Genomic DNA, 16266 nt, shown 5'->3' on the forward strand with positions numbered 1-16266 from the left:
CGTGGCCTTCGACAACATCGAGGACGTCAAGAAATTTATCGCCGACGAGGGGGTGGAATTCGTCGACGTGCGCTTCACCGACGTGCCCGGCATCGAGCACCACTTCTCCATCCCGGCGTCGATGTTCGATGAGGACGTGATGGAGGACGGCCTCGCGTTCGACGGCTCGTCCATCCGCGGCTTCACCACCATCGAGGAATCCGACATGACGCTCATGCCGGACCTGAAGACGGCGAAGCTCGACCAGTTCCGCGGCTCGAAGACGCTCAACGTGAAGTTCTTTGTCAACGACCCGTTCACCCACGAGCCGTTCTCCCGCGACCCGCGCAACGTGGCAAAGAAGGCCGAGGAGTACCTGCAATCCACCGGCATCGCCGACACCTGCTCCATCGGCGCGGAGGCGGAGTTCTACCTGTTTGACTCCGTGCGATACGAGGTGGACGGCCACGCCGCGTTCTACGAGCTCGACGCGGCCGAGGGCTGGTGGAACCGCGGCAACGAGGTGGAGGCCGACGGCGGCCCGAACCTGGGCTATAAGAACCGCGTCAAGGGCGGCTACTTCCCCGTCCCGCCGCACGACAAGACCGTCGAGGTGCGCGACGCGATGGTGCGCAACCTCGCCACCGCCGGCTTCGACATCGAGCGCTTCCACCGCGAGGTGGGCAACGGCGGTCAGCAGGAGATCAACTACCGCTTCAACACCCTGCTCCACGCGGCGGACGACCTGCAGGACTTCAAGTACATCGTGAAGAACACCGCCACCCAGTTCGGCAAGACGGTCACCTTCATGCCCAAGCCGCTCGCCGGCGACAACGGCTCCGGCATGCACGCGCACCAGTCCCTGTGGAAGGGCGGCGAGCCGCTGTTCTACGACGAGTCCGGCTACGGCGGGCTGTCCGACATCGCGCGCTGGTACATCGGCGGCCTACTCGAGCACGCCGGCGCGGTGCTCGCGTTCACCAACCCGACGCTGAACTCCTACCACCGCCTCGTGCCGGGCTTCGAAGCACCGATCAACCTCGTGTACTCGCAGCGCAACCGCTCCGCGGCGATCCGCATCCCCATCACCGGCACGAACCCGAAGGCGAAGCGCATCGAGTTCCGCGCCCCGGACCCGTCGGGCAACCCGTACCTCGGCTTCTCGGCGATGCTCATGGCGGGCATCGACGGCATCAAGAACCGCATCGAGCCGCACGCCCCGGTGGACAAGGACCTCTACGAGCTGCCGCCGGAGGAGGCCAAGGACATCCCGCAGGCCCCGACGTCGCTCGAGGCGTCGCTCGCCGCGCTCGAGACGGACCACGACTTCCTCACCGAGGGCGACGTGTTCACCGACGACCTCATCGAGACCTACGTCCGCCTCAAGATGGACAACGAGATCGCGCCGTCGCGCCTGCGCCCGACGCCGCAGGAGTTTGAGCTCTACTTCGACTGCTAATCGACGTCCCTCCGGCCCCCTTGCACAGGGCCAAACGCGCGCGGCGGAGGGAAAGAAATTACCATATGCGTTGTGACCGATAAATTCCGCGAACTGCCCCCGCCCGGCCCAGCGTGGGGCGGCAGCCTCATGGGCACGTCGATTGTGGCCCGCCTGCTCGTTGAGGAGCACATGATGGTCGCGGCGGGTGCGTTCGTGGCGCTCGCTTGCGCGATTTTCGTCGTGCTCACCGCGGGGTTCATCCGCTACCGCCAGCCGAGCTTCGGGCGCACATCGATGGCGGAGTGGTCGATGTTTTTCATCGGCATCCTCGCGCTCGGCGCGGCGCTGTCCGGGTTGACGGGCAACGGGATCTTCCGTCTCGTCGCGTTCTGGATCGGCGGGCCCGTCACCGTCGTCACGTGGGCGATCCAGCTCACGCGGTTCGACGGCCCCCCGAAGTTCCCCTGGGGCCTGCCGCTGGTCGGGCCGATGATCTCGGCGTCCGTCGCGGGCTGGCTGGCCAAGGACTACGGGCAGTTCTACCACGTCCTGGGCACCGTACTGTTCCTCATGTCGCTGTGCACCGCCGTGCCGACGTTCGCCCGCGTCTACTGGGCCGCGTGGCACGGCAAGGTTGACCTGTCCGGGCCAAACTCGGCGACCTCGTGGGTGCCGCTGGGCGTCATCGGGCAGTCCACTACCGCGATGCAGATCCTCTACCCCGGCACGTTCTCCATCTACTACGGCCGCGTCGCGCTCTTCCTCGCCCTCCCCCTGGGCCTCTATGCCATGGCGCAGTTCTACCCGAACGTCCTGCGCTGGGTGGACTACTCGCCCGCCTGGTGGGCGTGCACGTTCCCGCCGGGCACCGTGAGCATGGGCGGCCACCAGATGGCGCTCGTGAGCGGGCAGCACTGGCTCGACGTCGTCGCGCTCACCGTGCCGATCCTGCTGATCACGCACTGGACGCTGTGCGCGAGCCGCTTCGTCACCTGGGTGGCCGAGGGCCGCCGCGAGGCCGCCCGCAACGCACCCCTTCCCCGGTGATATTTGCCTGCCCTGACCTGCACTAAGGCAGTACGAACTTGCTTGCGGGAGCGCGTGAACCCCGCGATGATGGGGCCCATGACCGACCTCTTGATCCGCCCCGACCGCCCAGACCGCTGCCCCGCCGACTGCCCCGCGGCCGCCGGGTCGGCCCCTGCCGGCGCGTCGGCCCGTGCCGCCGCAGCGCCTCCCGCAGCCGCTCCAGCCGCCGAGCCCCGCGACCCCGGCTCGGGCGAGCGCCTCAACCGCCTGCGCGCCGCGGTCCTCGGCGCGAACGACGGCATCGTCTCCACCGCCGCGGTCGTCGTCGGTGTGGCCGGCGCCACCGCCGACCACACCACCATCGCGATGTCCGGTCTCGCCGCCGTCATCGGCGGGGCGGTGTCGATGGCGCTTGGCGAGTACGTCTCGGTGTCGTCGCAGCGGGACTCGGAACGCTCGCTGGGCTACGCGGAGTACGAGCAGGTCAACCCCTGATCCGCGGGCATCGCCTCGTTCCTGTCGTTCCTCCTCGGTGCGGCGCTGCCGTTCGCCAGCGCGCTCGTCGCGCCGGCGGCGTGGCGCGTCGCCGCGATCTTCGGCGTCACGCTCCTCGCGCTTGCGCTTACCGGGGCGCTATCCGCGAAGTTGGGCGGGGCGTCGGTCGGCCGGTCCGTCACGCGCATCGTCGTCGGCGGGTCCCTCGCGCTCGCCGCGACGTTTGCCATCGGCTCGATATTCGGCGCAAACGTGCACTAGGCGCGCCGAATTCCCCGCCCTGTTGGGGCGGGTTTGGTGTGGGGTGGGGTTAGTCGAAGAGCAGCTCCATGGCGCCGGGGGTGGTCATGGGTACTTCGGCCCCGTTCGGGGCGATCCAGTAGATCCGCCCGCCGCGGGTATCGATGTGGCCACGCCACGCGCGCTCCCGATCATCATCGTTCGCCCCGTTGTGGTGGGGGCACAGCTGCACGAGGTTGTTCATGTTGGTCATGCCGCCGTGTTTCCACGCCCGCATGTGGTGGGTTTGGGTGGTTGCTGCGGAGTGGCGGCAGTCCGGGAACGCGCACGCGGGGCTGACCAACTTCGACAAGGTGCGCTGCTTGCCGTTGGCGAGCCGGCTCGTGCGGTAGAGGTTCACCGCCCCTGCCTGCGGGTGGAACGCCGCGACCTCGAGTGTGGCCCCGTACTCCTGCTGCATGAACTCCGCCCCACTCATCGTCGTGCCGTCCGTGAGCGTGAGGGCGATGTCATCCCCGGTGCCGGAGGTGATGCGTAGGTAGTCCGGGATGGGCACGAGCACGATGGGTCGGGGTGCGGCGTGGGGGACGGCAGCCCCGTCGTGCAGCAACGCGCGCAGGGCGTGGGCGAGATCCGCGGCACCGGGGATGTCGGATTCTGCCATGCGTCGCAGCAGGTGTTCGAGGTCGGCGATGTCGCGCTCGTTGTAGGTCCAGATCATGGTGCGCATCCCTGCGACGGACTGAGTAAAGCGGCAGGCGGGTTGCGGTGCGCGCACCGGGACCTTCACCAACCGGGTGATGCGCTTTGACAGGGCCCGGTAGGAGCCGCGGTGGCGCACGAGGTCGAGGCGGATGCGCCACCGTTCGGCAGCATCGGCCACTACCCGCAGTTTCTTCTCGATGAGCACTAACTGGTCGAGCGGCATCCCCGCCGCGAACACGAGCGCATCAGCCTGTTTGCGGGTGAACTTCGTCCGCCCGTAGTAGGCCTCCCATACCCGCCCCAGGTCGCGCACCCGCGTCGTCGACAGGCCGGCGGCCAGGGCGGCGTCGCGGGAGAAACCGGCGACCACCTCGACACCGGCTTCGCAGAATTCGTTGAACATCATGGCAGCGACGCTAACCGCACAACAAACGCACTGTAAACACTTTGCACACTAAAGTGCGCAATCGAGATCCACCTCGACGCCATCGACAATGCCGCGTGAGGTGAACTGCCACACCGCGGGCCGCGGCAGGCCGAGCGGCGCTGGCCAGGGCCGATCCGGCGCAGCGGGCGGCGCGACGACTGGGTTGTCGCCCCAGTCGGCGAGCCAGAGCGCGCCGAACTCGGACGGGTCCGCCAGGAGCATGTGGCGGCGCCAGAACCAGGCGTTCACGTACACGCCCGCAACGTCGACGCCGGCGGCGGTGAAGGCGTGGTGGGCGGAACGGACGTCGATAAGCGAAAGCTCCGCGGACTCGACGTCGAGCCACATCGGCAGCGAGAGCCCGCCGAGAACCTCGAGCGCGGCCGCGACCTGCTCTTCAACCGTCGTGCCCTCCGACGGCGCGCGCAGGAAGTGGTAGGCGGACGTGGCGTACGGGGCGAAGGTGGAGAAGCAGGCGTCGCGGTACGTGCCGTCCGTGGTGCGGGCGATGACGAAGTCGAAGCCGGAAACGTCGAGGCCCGCCTGGTGTTCGGAGACGTCGACGCCGAGCCTCACCGCTTCGTCAGCCCCATCCGCGGCGCAAACCCCGCCGGGTGGCGGCGCTGCGCGGCGGCGTCGCCGATGACGAGGCGCCACTTCGGGTCCGTCACCGGCATGTTCGAGATGGGGAACCAGCCGACGTCGACGGACTCGTCGTCGCCGACGACGGGCTCCGCGGCCGGGTCGAGCGCCTCGCAGCGGATCTGCACCGACATGTACGACGCGAGGTCCCCGTTCGCGTGCGTCACCGGGCCGACGGCGCCCACGCCGAGCAGCGCCGCCGCCTTGACGCGCACGCTGGTCTCTTCGGCCACCTCGCGCACGGCAGCGGCGTGCGGCTCCTCGCCGGGGTCGGCGATGCCGGTAACGGGCGTCCACTCCCCGTTGTCGGAGCGCTTCACCAACAGCACGTCCGGCACGGCCCAGGCTGAGTCGCTCGCGGCGTCGCGAAGCACCACGGCGCACACGCTGGGCACCCACATGAGGTCGGTGCCGATCTTCTTGCGCGTTTCCACGATGAACTCCGGGATAGGCATGCCCGCGAGTGTACAATCCCCTCCATTATGAGCACCGCCGTCACCGCTCCCGAGCAGCCCGAGCAGCCTGCGCCGGAGAAGCAACCCTGGCTCCGGCGCATTCCGGCCCCGCTGTTTGTCACGGCGTACGGTGTGCTCGTCATCGCGGTGATCCTCGGCGCGGCGATGGCAGTCGGCTACACCGCGGACGCGAAGAGCACCGCCGTCGATCCCCCGCAGCCGGAGCGCCCCTTCAACCCGGCGCCGGCGGACACGACGAATATCGCGGAGAGCATCCGCCCCCACCTCATCACCGACGTCGAGGTCGGCGAGACGAACACCGGCGCGATGCTGCGCGGGAACCTGACCGAGGAGGCGGTCGCGGAGCCGGAGGAGCTCGCGAGCCACCTGTCGCGCCTACTCGAGCAGAATTGCTTGGACACGGTGACGTTGACGTCGCCACGCGGGATGCGCATGAACTTCTGGGGCTTTTGCTTTGCGACGATCCCTCCGGAGACCATCCAGCCCCTCCTCGCCTTCGCGGACAAGGAGGGCGCGGACTCGCTCGCGTTCTACGACTACGCGGGCCGCGGCCACCTCCACTACGTCGCGCTGAACTGGATGGATGCCGGCGACAACACGGAAAAACTGGAGCGGGCCTGGGATCGCGTGGAGCGCCCGGACGACCTCGACCGCATCACGTTCAACGCCTACGCGGGCGACGACGTCGTGGTGATGGACAACGACAAGAAGACGGGCAAGCAGACGAAGCACTGGGAAACCGGCGAGGCGTTCGCGCGCCGGTGGGGGCTCGACCGGTAGCTACCAGCGCTGGGCCACCCAGTCCGCGTCCGGCACGACCTGGCCAATCACGGCCATGACCTGGTTGATGTTGGAGTAGCTCATGAGGTGGGGGTTGTCCATGCCCTCGAAGCACTGCTCGTTGGAGCGGCCCGCCTCGGTGCCGGAGACCACCCCGACGATGGCCGCGCGGCCCCCCAGCTCGGTGAACACCGGCCCGCCGGAATCGCCGGACGCGGCGCAGACGGCGGCGATGTCGCCGTAGGTTTCGCGCTCAGCGTCGGCGTCGAGGTTGACGATCTGGACGCGCTCGGTCGCCTCGAACTGCCCACACGTGTAGCCCGTGGTCGCGCCCGTCTTGCACACGCGCCCCTCCTCGACGGCGGCGTCGGCCACCCCGGTGGGGATCGGCGCGCCGACGACGTCCATGTAGCGCTCGGTGTCGGTGATCTCGATGATGCCGACGTCGACGCCCTCCGTCTCCGCGCTCGACGGGTGGTAGAGGCCCGAGTAGATGAAGTGGCCGACCTCGGTGGTGTAGTCGAACGCGGTGGACGCATTCGTCGGCCACACGAGGTCGCCCTTGCGCCCGCAGTGCCCGGCGGTCACGGCGTAGGCGCGCCCGTCGGCGCCGGTGAAGGAGAACGCGGTCGTGCACGACTGCGCGGTGAAGTGCTCCCCCGGCGCCGGGTAGTGGTCGGTGGTCTGGATCTTCGTGCCCGGCGCCCACGGCGCGAACGCGGGGACGCGCACGTTGTTCGTCTCCCCGGCGGGCGCCTGCGGGGCGTCGCCAGGCGTCTGCACCTCAGAGAGCGCGTCGCGCTGCTCCACCGTGGCCGTCGGCACCTTTGAGGCGTTGAGCCCGAGCCACACCACGATGGCGACGATACCGAGCGTGGCCACGATGACCGTGATCCAGCCGCCGAGACGCAGCCCGGCGCGCCGCCGCGCGCGGGGGTCGGGCGTCTGCGGCGGCGCGGGCACGGGGAACTGAGGCGTGGCCGGGAACTGCCACTGCTGCCCGTCCGCGGGCTGGTACTGGTGGGCGAGGTTGGGCCGGTTACTCGGGGCGCTCAACCTCGGGGTCCTCTACGGCGCCGTCCTCGCCGGCCTGCTCCGCGGCCTGGATCTTCAGGTCGCGGAGGAACTTCTCCGGGTCGAAGTCGGTGTAGTGCTCCGGCCCCGCAAACTGCTCCTGCGCCATGTCGCGCTCCCTTCCTCTAAACGTCCGTGGATTCGATGGCGTCGGCGATGAACTCCTTGACGCGCTCCGCGTCGTTCGGCAGGTCCACCACGTGGCGCTCGGCGCCCATGATGCCCGCGAAGCGCTCCGGCGCCTCGGGGGCCTGCCCGATCGCCTCCGCGATCGTGTCGGCGAACTTCACCGGCAGCGCCGTTTCCAGCACGACGATCGGGGTGTCGACGTCGCCAGCGCACTGCGTTGCGACGCCGATCCCGTCCGCCGTGTGCGGATCCACGAGCACACCGTACTCGTCGTACACGCGCTTGATCGTGGCCACGCGGTCGGCGTGCGTGGACGTGCCGGAGCGGAACCCGAACTCGCCGCGGATCCGGGCGAGGACCTCCTCGCCGAGGTCGTCCGCGCCGAAGCCGCCCTCCTTGACCTTCACGCCGAACAGCTCGGCGGTGACAGTGGAGTCGCGCAGCGTGGCGTCGAAAAGCATCCGCTCGAAGTTCGAGGCCTTGGAGATGTCCATCGACGGCGAGGACGTCGCGTGCGTCTCGGCGGCCGAGCGCGGGCGGTACTCGCCGGTGGTGAAGAACTCGTGGAGAACGTCGTTCTCGTTCGTGGCCACGATGAGCTGGTCGATCGGCAGGCCCATCTGCTTCGCGATGTGCCCGGCGCACACGTTGCCGAAGTTGCCGGTGGGCACGCAGAACGAGACGCGCTCGTCGTTCGTCTCGGTGACCTTGAGGTACGCGGCGATGTAGTAGACCACCTGCGCGAGCAGGCGCGCGAAGTTGATGGAGTTCACTGCGCCGATGGCGTACTTCGACTTGAACGCGGCGTCGGCGTTGACTTCCTTGACCACGTCCTGGCAGTCGTCGAAGACGCCGTCGAGCGCGATATTGAAGATGTTCGGGTCGTCGAGGCCGAACATCTGCGCCTGCTGGAACGGGGTCATGCGGCCAGCCGGGGTGAGCATGAACACGCGGATGTTGTCGCGACCACGCATGGCGTACTCCGCGGAAGATCCCGTGTCGCCTGAGGTGGCGCCGAGGATGTTGATCTCCTCCCCGCGCCGGCCGAGCTCGTACTCGAACAGCTCGCCGAGCAGCTGCATCGCCATGTCCTTGAACGCGGCGGTCGGGCCCTCGGACAGGTGCGCGATGTACAAGCCGTCCGTCAGGCGCGTGACAGGCACGATCTCCTCGTCGGCGAACACCGGCGTGCGGTACGCCCGCTTCGCAATCTCCTCCAGCTCGCGCGGCGGGATGTCGTCGACGTAAAGCTTGAGCACCTCCGCGGCGAGGGCCGCGTAGCCGTCACTGGCGAGCAGCGCGCGCCAGTCGTCGAGAAGCTCGGGCGTTATCGTCGGGTACACCGCCGGCATGAAGAGGCCACCGTCGGGGCTTAAGCCCGTGAGCAGAATGTCCGTGAAGGAGCGGGCACTGGCCTGCGCGTCGCGCGTTGAGATGTAATCCACCCAGGAAAGTTTACGGCATGCGCTCATGACGGTGGCCGGCATTGTCGTCTCGCTGTTCACCGGGGTTCTTTCGGCCCGCGCCGGGTCGCGCCGCGCGGTGGTCGGCGCGGTGATCGCCGCAGTGAACATCGCCGCCTGGGGGCTCTTCCTCGCCTCCCCGTCCCCGCGCGGCGCCTTGGCCGCCACGCTGGTCGCCGTGACCACGGCGCTCACCACCCCGTCGTCCAACTTCGGGTTCGACACCGTACGCGAGACACTGCCGAACACCATGGTGGCCACGGGGACCGGCCTGTCCAACATGGGCGGCTTCGTTGCCACGATGGTCGCCTCGCAGGCCTTCGGCGCGATCCTCGAAGCGCACTCGCGCGGGGGCGCATACTCGTGGGCCGACTTCCGGGTCGCGTGGGCCGCCGTGGTCGTCGTGTGGTTCGTGTGGCTGGTTGGCTTTGCCGTCGCGCGTCGACGCGTTACCGCCGGGGCGGCTCCTGGCGGCCGGTGAGGATGTCCACGACGGAGCGGATCGCAGCGTCGCCAAGCGGGGCGATCGTGCGCTCCCGCTCGGGTGTCGCCTCGCGCCGCGCCGGCCGAGCGCCGGGTTCGACGCTGATGGCGAGCGTGCCGCCGTCGTGCGCGAGCCTCGTCGCCGGGTCCACCCCTGCCACGCGCGCCGCGTCCACGAGCGCGACGAGGTCGGCGAAGGTGGCGTCGTTGAGGTCGATCGTCATGTTTACTGCCATGTCCCCGAGCATATTGCGTTGCGCCCCGCTTATCGACGCCGTCCCGCCCTCCCCGCCTCCACCATCAGCCCCGCCCGGCCTCCTGCCCGGCCTCCTGCGCTGCCTCCACGGCCTCCGCTCGGCCCGGTCCAGCCTGCGCGCCCGGCCCTGCCCCGGCCCCCGCGACAGTTTCCAGCTACAAAGACCCAGCTTTTCGCGATATTTGGGGATGCGGTCTTTTTGTTGGAGTGCGTTTTGGGGGACTTTGTCTCGTTGTTATGCACTCAGTGCCTTGCGGTGCTCGGCGATGGTGGTGTAGCCCTCGCCGAGTGTCGACTTCAATCGTGTGTTGATGTAGAAGTCGATGTAGGAATCAATATAGTCGCGCATTTGCGCCACCGTCATCGTCGACACCACAGGCCTGCCTTTGAGCAGTTCTTGTTTCATCGTGCCGAAGAAGCCTTCGGTGCGCGCGTTGTCGCCGCTGGTGGCTTTGCGCGACAGTGACGGGATGTATCGCCACCGGTTGCCGCACCATGTATCGGCCTGGCAGTCGGGGCAATCCAAGATGTTGTGGGTGTGGTCGGTAATCAGACTGACCCAGCGTTCACTGCGGTAGAGCCCACCACGATCGGAATGGATGATCGGTTGTGCCTCGTCGGGTTTTTACCTCGTCGATTCGCGCGATCATCTCGGCGACCAAGTCGTGGTTCGGTGATGTTGACATGGTCACCGCAATCGGCATCCCGTCGTAGAAATCGATCGCTGCCGACAGAAACAATTTGCCGTCTGGGCAGTGGATTTCGGTGACGTCGGTGCCGATTTTCTCCCACGGGGCATCCGCGTGGAAATCGTGGGTCAGCCCCTGAGCGTCGGCGTGGTCGATGAAGTACTGCGACGGTGCAACAACCGGCCGGGCCACATCCACATCCGCATCCCCATCATCGTCACTGTTGTCGGTTGGGGCGATCAGCAGCAGGTTCGCGGGTTTGTGGTCGGTTTCACCGGTGTAGGAGGAGTATTTGCCCGACGCTTTCGCCGGCGGGCGGCACCCAAGCTCTTCCATGAGGGTACGCACGATCTTTTCCGACACTGTATGCCCCATGATCTTCAGCCAGGCGTGGATGCGCCGGTAGCCGTAGCTTTGCCCGGATTCGGCTGCTGCCTGCAAGATCAGCGGTTTGAGTGCAGCGCGGCGCTGTTCGCGCTGGTGCACCACCTTCGTGTGGGTGTGTCGGTGGTAGTAAAACGTCGACTGCGCAATCCCGACAACCGCGCATGCTTTGGCGATGGAAAACCCGTGGGCGTCCGTGAGGGCAACCACCACTGCGGCTTTCGCCGCGGTGGACAGTTCCCCGTCACGGACGTCGTCTTTTCCCCGCGACTCACCGCCACGGACGTTGCCTTTTCCCTGCGGCTCACCGTCGCTCATGAGCACTTGGATAATGGCGTCTTTGACTGTTTCCCGGTCGCGCATCTCGACAACGAGCTTTTTCAGCTCGTCCATGTCACTGGGTAAATCAGCGATGTCGTCTATCGGTCCAGGCCCTGGCAGCCACTCGTTGACTGGCCGGGGTGGCCTTTTCGCATCGGCTGCTTCATCGACTCGCTGCTGTTGATGGTTGCGTTGGACTTTGCGGTGTTTGCTCACGCGTTCCATTGTCGCCGCAAACGCCTCGTCGAAGGTCATCGACGCTGCCGAATCGCGGTCGTCATCGTCTGGCCAGTACCGCTTCGTCCAGGTCAGTGCTGCGGTGTCGTTGACATCGAACTCCACGGCAATCTCACGCACCGTCGCCTGCGAGGTCAACCTGCGTGCTACAACCTTCGCGATGGTCTCAGCGTCGTAGGCGCGTCGCGTGCCATCAAAGGACTGGCCGCGGCGTTTGGCCGCAACCCAGTTGCCGACCGTGTCCACCGATGGTCGGCGACCACATACGTCTTCAGCCCAGTCGCAGACCTCACGGGCAGACGCCCCAGCCAAAAACCTCTCAACCGCACCATCGCGGATATCAGATGGAAACCCTGCGGGCATTGGAATACCTTCCAGCCCCCAACACTCCAACTTTTTGTCCGCGCTCCCTTTCGCCGAAAAGCTGGTTCTTTGTAGCTGGAAACGCGGCCAAGGCGGGGCGGCGGCCGGGCCGAGGCGGGGCGGGGCGGGGTGGCCGGGGCACAAACGCGGCGCGGTGGCCGGGGCACAAACGCGGCCAAGGCGGGGCGGCGCCCGGGGCACCAGCGCTGCCGGCGCCACCTCAGTCGAACTCGAGCGAAGGCACCTCTCCCCAGAACGCCTGCTCCACCACCTGGTGGGCGCGGCGGGTGATGCGCAAGTAGTCCTCGAGGAACTCCTGCTGGTCGTCGGGGTCGTAGCCCGCGGAGCCGGCGACCCGCGCGAGCTGCGGGCCCGGCGCCGGCAGCTGGTCGGTGCGCTTCCCTGTGACCAGCACGATCGCGTTGCGGGCGCGCGTGGCGGTGAGCCAGGCGGTGCGCAGGACCCGCGCGTCGGCGCCGCGGATGACGGCTGGGTCATCGAGGTCGGCGAGGAAGTCGAGCGCATCGAGCGTGGACGGCGTGCGCAACTCCTCGTGCGTGTGGGCGTGCTGCATGGTGAGCAGCTGCACCGTCCACTCCACGTCCGCGAGGGCGCCACGGCCGAGCTTGGTGTGGGTGGCGCGGTCGGCGCCGCGGGGCAGGCGCTCGTTGTCCACGCGGGCCTTGATGCGGCGGATCTCCCGCATGTCCGCGGGCGCCGCGCCTCCCTCCGGGTAGCGGAACGAGTCGATGGCCTGCAGGAACGTGTCGCCAACGCCGCGGTCGCCGGCGACGACGGCCGCGCGCAGCAGGGCCTGGCGCTCCCACACCTCGCCCCACTCGCGGTAGTAGCGCTCGTAACTCGCGATGGTGCGCACGACCGCGCCGGAGCGGCCCTCGGGACGCAGACCGAGGTCCACCTCGAGGGGCGGGTCGCCGGACGGCTTGGACAGGCGCGCGCGCATCTGGTCGACGATCTTCGCGGCCCAAGCGAGTGCGTCCGCCTCCCCGCGCTCCCCGTGTTCGGCGACAAAGCTCTCGCTCGGTTCGGCGACGAACATCACGTCCGCGTCGGAGCCGTAGCCGAGCTCGGCCCCGCCGAGGCGGCCCATGCCGATGACGGCGATGCGGGCCGGAGGCTCGTCGATACGCGAAGATGCGAGGTCTGCGAACACCTCGGCGCGCAGGGCGGCCTCGAGCACCGCCTCCCAGACGTAGGTGAGCTCGAGGCAGACCTGGCGCACCTCCATGAGCCCGAGGAGGTCCGCCGAGGCGATGCGCGCGAGCTCGGCGCGGCGCAGGGCGCGGGCGACCGAGACGGCCTTGTCTGGGTCCGCCTGGTGGCGTTTCGCCGAGGCGATGATGGCCTTGTGCACCTGGTCCGGGGCGGCGTCGAGGAGGCGGGGGCCGTTCGAGCCGTCGCCGAGGAGCTTTACCGCGTCCGGGGCGGCGATGATGAGGTCGGCGGCGTACGGCGAGGTGCCCAGGATGTGCATGAGGCGCTGCGACGCGACGCCCTCGTCGCGCAGCATGCGCAAAAACCAGCTGCGGTCCACCGCCGCCTCGGAGAGCTTGCGGTAGTTGAGCAGGCCCTGGTCCGGGTCGGCGGTGTCGGCGAGCCAGTGCATGAGCGTGGGCAGGAGGATGGCCTGCAGCTTCGCCTTGCGTGAGGAGCCCTTGACCAGCGCGGAGAGGTGGTCGAACGCGCGCGCCGGGTGGCGGTAGCCGAGCGCTGCGAGCTGGGCCTTCACCGCGTCCGCGGACAGGGTCGCCTCGCCGACGGTCATGTCCGCCACCGCGCTGAGCAGCGGGCGGTAGAAGAGGCGCTCGTGGAGGTCGGCGACGTCACGGCGCACGCGCTTGAGCTCGCGGTGGAGCGCCTCGTTGGCGGTGCCGCGGCTGTCCGCGGTGAAGCCGGCGGCGCGGGCGAGCCAGCGGTTGCGGCGCTCGTCGTCGGTCTCGGGCAGCTGGTGGGTGCGCTTGAAGCGCTGCAGCTGGAGGCGGTGTTCGAGCAGGCGGAGGAACTCGTAGGCCTCGGTGAGCACCTTCGCGTCCTCGCGCCCGACGTAGCCCGCCTCGGCGAGCGCGGCGAGGGCGGCGAGGGTGTTGCGGGCGCGCAGCGAGTCGTCGATGCGCCCGTGCACGAGCTGCAGCAGCTGCACCGCGAACTCCACGTCGCGCAGGCCGCCGGGGCCGAGCTTGAGCTCGCGCGAACGCACGTCGGCGGGCACGTTCTCCAGCACGCGGCGACGCATGGCCTGGACGTCCTCGACGAAGGAATCGCGCTGGGACGCCTCCCACACCAGCGGCGAGAGCGCCTCCGAATACGAGCGGCCGAGCGCCATCGTCCCGGTCATCGGCCGCGCCTTGAGCAGCGCCTGGAACTCCCAGGTCTCTGCCCATTTTTTGTAGTACGACACGTGCGAGTCGAGCGTGCGCACGAGCGCCCCGGACGCTCCCTCGGGACGCAAGTTGGCGTCCACCTCGAAGAAGCAGGCGGAGCCGATGCGCATCATCTCCGCCGCCACGCGCGCGATCTTCGGCGTCGCCGGCTCCGCGACGAAGACGACGTCCACGTCCGAGATGTAGTTCAGCTCGCCCGCGCCGCACTTGCCCATCGCGATGACGGCGAGCTCGGCGTCGATCTCGTCGTCGCCGTAGACGTCGCGCACGGCTACCGAGAGCGCCGCGGTGAGCGCCGCGTCCGCGAGCTGCGTGAGCCGCTCCGTGGTCACGGCGTAGCGCATCGGCTCGCCCTCGCCGTGGCCCTTCACCGCGGCGAACGTGCCGGCGAGGTCCGCGGCGGCGATGCGCATCACGAGGGTGCGGTGGGCGGTCCGGAGCGCTTGCTTTGCGACGTTGACTCCGCCCTGCCCCGCCGCCAGCGAAGCCCCGGCGTCGGCGCCGGCCCTGTACAGCCCCGGCCCGTCGGCGTCCACGCCCACCGCCGCGAGCATGGTGCGGAAAATCTCCGGGCCGTCCGGGACCTCCTCGAGCAGGCTGCGCCACTCGCCCGGGTTGGCGATGAGGTGGTCCGACAGCGCCGTCGACCCGCCAAGCAGGGCGAAGAAGCGGGTGCGGAAGACCGGGTTGGCGCGCAGTGCGTCGAGGAGCTCGCCCCAGCCGTCGCCGAGGGCGGCGTGGAGGCGGTGCGCGTTATTGAGGGCCAGGTCGGGGTCGCCTGCGCCGGCGAGCGTGTAGAGCGAAGCTTCGTCGATAAGCGAAAGCTCCTGCAGGTCCTCCGCGGCGCGCGGGCTGGTGAGGCCGAGCTTGGCGGGGCTGACGGCCGGGCTGGTCACAGGTCAACCCCGGTGTCGATCTCCCACGGGGTGATCTGGGAGGTGTAGGTGTGCCACTCCTCCCACTTCGCGCGGAGGAAGAACTCGAAGACCTGCTCGCCGAGCACCTCGGCCATGAACTCGGAGCGCTCGAGGTGGCGCAGCGCCTGGTCGAGCGAGCCCGGCAGGTCGCGGTACCCCATCGCGCGGCGCTCGCGGCGGGTGAGCGCGAAGACGTCGTCGCGGGCCGGCTCGTCGAGCTCGTAGCCCTCCTCGATGCCCTTGAGCCCCGCGGCCAGGATCGCGGCGAACGCGAGGTAGGGGTTGCACGCGGAATCGAGGGAACGCACCTCCGCCCGGCGCGACTCCGCCTTGTTCAGCCGGTACGTGGGCACGCGCACCATCGCCGAGCGGTTGGAGATGCCCCAGGTCGCGGCGGTGGGTGCCTCGGAGCCGAACTGGAGGCGCTTGTAGGAGTTCACCCACTGGTTGGTCACCGCGGAGATCTCGTTGGCGTGCTCGATGATGCCGGCGATGAACTGGCGCCCGGTGGCGGACAGGCTGATCTCGTCGTCCGGGTCGTGGAACGCGTTGGAATCGCCCTCGAAGAGCGAGAAGTGGGTGTGCATCGCGGAGCCCTCGAGGTCGGCGAAGGGCTTGGGCATGAAGGTCGCGTGCACGCCGTTGATCTCCGCCACGGTCTTGACCACGTAGCGGAAGGTGAGGATGTTGTCCGCCATGGTGAGCGCGTCGGTGTGGCGCAGGTCGATCTCCTGCTGGCCCGGCGAGCCCTCGTGGTGCGAGAACTCGGTGACAATGCCCATGTACTCCAGCGCGGAGACGGCCATGCGGCGCAGGCGCGGCGCCTCATTGCGCTTCGCCTGGTCGAAGTAGCCGCCCTTGTCCGCCGGCACCGGCGGCTGGTCCCCCTGGCCGGGCTTGACCACGTAGAACTCGATCTCGGGGCTGGCCACGAACTCGAAGCCCATGTCGCGCGCGGCCTGCATCTGGCGGCGCAGCACGTGGCGCGGGTCGGCGAAGAGCGGGTCCCCGTCCGGCATCGTGATGTCGCAGAACATCCGGGCGGTCTGGATGCCGGTGCCCTCGTCGAACGGCAGCGGCTGGTACGTCGACGGGTCGGGGCGCAGCAGGGTGTCCGACTCGGAGATGCGGCTAAACCCCTCGATGGAGGATCCGTCGAAGCCGACGCCCTCCTCAAAGGCGCTTTCGAGCTCGGCGGGCGACATCATCACCGTCTTCAGCGAGCCGAAGATATCGGTGAACCAGAGGCGGATGAAGGCGATCTCCTGCTGCTCCACCAGGCGCAGCACGTTGTCGGTTTGGGTGCTCATGGGTCTTCACTGTAGCGGGCTTGG

15 protein-coding genes and 1 pseudogene are annotated in these 16266 nt (G+C 68.7%); 5 read left to right on the plus strand and 11 right to left on the minus strand.

The genetic code is table 11. From position 1 onward, the window contains the following. The first annotated feature begins 1 nt into the window (after position 1). The 3 genes and pseudogenes from glnA (at position 2) to CJEDD_RS12355 (ending at position 3205) form a co-directional block, all read left to right on the plus strand. Positions 2–1438: a type I glutamate--ammonia ligase gene (gene glnA, locus CJEDD_RS08605; protein WP_042409608.1), complete on the plus strand. Its 1437-nt coding sequence runs from the start codon at positions 2–4 to the stop codon at positions 1436–1438. A 72-nt stretch (positions 1439–1510) separates the two neighbouring features. Further along, complete coding sequence (locus tag CJEDD_RS08610) at positions 1511–2467, plus strand: TDT family transporter (RefSeq protein WP_081764599.1); 957 nt, start codon at positions 1511–1513, stop codon at positions 2465–2467. Between the two features lie 249 nt (positions 2468–2716). Continuing rightward, positions 2717–3205 (plus strand): annotated as a pseudogene (locus tag CJEDD_RS12355) (VIT1/CCC1 transporter family protein). 49 nt (positions 3206–3254) lie between these two features. Here CJEDD_RS12355 and CJEDD_RS08620 read toward each other — a convergent pair. From CJEDD_RS08620 to CJEDD_RS08630, 3 genes are read right to left on the minus strand one after another with little or no spacing between them, the layout of a single operon-like run. Further along, positions 3255–4295 carry an HNH endonuclease signature motif containing protein gene (locus CJEDD_RS08620; RefSeq protein ID WP_042409707.1) on the minus strand — a complete coding sequence of 347 codons (1041 nt, stop codon included), beginning with the start codon at positions 4293–4295 and terminating at the stop codon, positions 3255–3257. A gap of 48 nt (positions 4296–4343) precedes the next feature. Then, positions 4344–4892: a glycoside hydrolase family 25 protein gene (locus CJEDD_RS08625; protein WP_042409711.1), complete on the minus strand. Its 549-nt coding sequence runs from the start codon at positions 4890–4892 to the stop codon at positions 4344–4346. Then, positions 4889–5413 (minus strand): NUDIX hydrolase, encoded by a 525-nt coding sequence (locus CJEDD_RS08630; RefSeq protein ID WP_042409713.1) that lies wholly within the window; start codon positions 5411–5413, stop codon positions 4889–4891. The genes CJEDD_RS08625 and CJEDD_RS08630 overlap by 4 nt, the downstream gene beginning before the upstream one ends. A gap of 27 nt (positions 5414–5440) precedes the next feature. On the opposite strand from CJEDD_RS08630, the gene CJEDD_RS08635 reads away from it, so the two are divergent. Continuing rightward, entirely contained in the window at positions 5441–6214 is a 774-nt protein-coding gene (locus CJEDD_RS08635; protein ID WP_042409714.1) for a hypothetical protein, read from the plus strand. Here CJEDD_RS08635 and CJEDD_RS08640 read toward each other — a convergent pair whose 3' ends face one another. The 3 genes from CJEDD_RS08640 to thrC are packed head-to-tail and all read right to left on the minus strand — an operon-like array spanning position 6215 to position 8862. Beyond that, complete coding sequence (locus CJEDD_RS08640; protein WP_232297770.1) at positions 6215–7270, minus strand: S1 family peptidase; 1056 nt, start codon at positions 7268–7270, stop codon at positions 6215–6217. Further along, complete coding sequence (locus CJEDD_RS08645) at positions 7254–7397, minus strand: hypothetical protein (protein WP_198133023.1); 144 nt, start codon at positions 7395–7397, stop codon at positions 7254–7256. Before CJEDD_RS08645 ends, CJEDD_RS08640 begins: the two co-directional genes overlap by 17 nt. Positions 7398–7413: 16 nt before the next feature. Further along, positions 7414–8862, minus strand: a complete 1449-nt coding sequence (gene thrC, locus CJEDD_RS08650; RefSeq protein WP_042409716.1) for a threonine synthase — start codon at positions 8860–8862, stop codon at positions 7414–7416. 25 nt (positions 8863–8887) lie between these two features. Here thrC and CJEDD_RS08655 point away from each other — a divergent pair, with 25 nt between their 5' ends. After that, positions 8888–9361 (plus strand): MFS transporter, encoded by a 474-nt coding sequence (locus CJEDD_RS08655; RefSeq protein ID WP_052333867.1) that lies wholly within the window; start codon positions 8888–8890, stop codon positions 9359–9361. On the opposite strand, the gene CJEDD_RS08660 is transcribed toward CJEDD_RS08655, so the two are convergent. From CJEDD_RS08660 to CJEDD_RS08680, 5 genes are all read right to left on the minus strand, one after another. After that, positions 9330–9599, minus strand: a complete 270-nt coding sequence (locus CJEDD_RS08660; RefSeq protein WP_042409719.1) for a hypothetical protein — start codon at positions 9597–9599, stop codon at positions 9330–9332. The genes CJEDD_RS08655 and CJEDD_RS08660 overlap by 32 nt on opposite strands. A gap of 255 nt (positions 9600–9854) precedes the next feature. After that, positions 9855–10145, minus strand: coding sequence for an IS3 family transposase (locus CJEDD_RS08665; protein WP_273657476.1), 291 nt, complete (start codon positions 10143–10145; stop codon positions 9855–9857). A 40-nt stretch (positions 10146–10185) separates the two neighbouring features. Then, a complete protein-coding gene (locus CJEDD_RS08670) occupies positions 10186–11613 on the minus strand; it encodes an IS3 family transposase (protein ID WP_273657478.1) in 1428 nt (475 codons plus the stop codon). A 220-nt stretch (positions 11614–11833) separates the two neighbouring features. Then, positions 11834–14911, minus strand: coding sequence for a bifunctional [glutamine synthetase] adenylyltransferase/[glutamine synthetase]-adenylyl-L-tyrosine phosphorylase (locus CJEDD_RS08675; RefSeq protein ID WP_273657479.1), 3078 nt, complete (start codon positions 14909–14911; stop codon positions 11834–11836). Next, positions 14908–16242 carry a glutamine synthetase family protein gene (locus tag CJEDD_RS08680; protein WP_042409292.1) on the minus strand — a complete coding sequence of 445 codons (1335 nt, stop codon included), beginning with the start codon at positions 16240–16242 and terminating at the stop codon, positions 14908–14910. Before CJEDD_RS08680 ends, CJEDD_RS08675 begins: the two co-directional genes overlap by 4 nt. Positions 16243–16266 lie beyond the last annotated feature (24 nt).

Origin of the sequence: Corynebacterium jeddahense (assembly GCF_028609865.1) — a bacterium.
In the GTDB taxonomy this organism is placed as follows: Bacteria; Actinomycetota; Actinomycetes; order Mycobacteriales; family Mycobacteriaceae; genus Corynebacterium; species Corynebacterium jeddahense.

What these genes read in the sequence shown, in the direction of transcription:
- CJEDD_RS08660 (WP_042409719.1), bottom strand. Translation starts at nt 9,599, where the DNA reads ATGGCAGTAAACATGACGATCGACCTCAACGACGCCACCTTCGCCGAC.
- CJEDD_RS08620 (WP_042409707.1), bottom strand. Translation starts at nt 4,295, where the DNA reads ATGATGTTCAACGAATTCTGCGAAGCCGGTGTCGAGGTGGTCGCCGGT.
- CJEDD_RS08655 (WP_052333867.1), top strand. Translation starts at nt 8,888, where the DNA reads ATGACGGTGGCCGGCATTGTCGTCTCGCTGTTCACCGGGGTTCTTTCG.
- CJEDD_RS08635 (WP_042409714.1), top strand. Translation starts at nt 5,441, where the DNA reads ATGAGCACCGCCGTCACCGCTCCCGAGCAGCCCGAGCAGCCTGCGCCG.
- CJEDD_RS08630 (WP_042409713.1), bottom strand. Translation starts at nt 5,413, where the DNA reads ATGCCTATCCCGGAGTTCATCGTGGAAACGCGCAAGAAGATCGGCACC.
- CJEDD_RS08645 (WP_198133023.1), bottom strand. Translation starts at nt 7,397, where the DNA reads ATGGCGCAGGAGCAGTTTGCGGGGCCGGAGCACTACACCGACTTCGAC.
- CJEDD_RS08680 (WP_042409292.1), bottom strand. Translation starts at nt 16,242, where the DNA reads ATGAGCACCCAAACCGACAACGTGCTGCGCCTGGTGGAGCAGCAGGAG.
- CJEDD_RS08670 (WP_273657478.1), bottom strand. Translation starts at nt 11,613, where the DNA reads ATGCCCGCAGGGTTTCCATCTGATATCCGCGATGGTGCGGTTGAGAGG.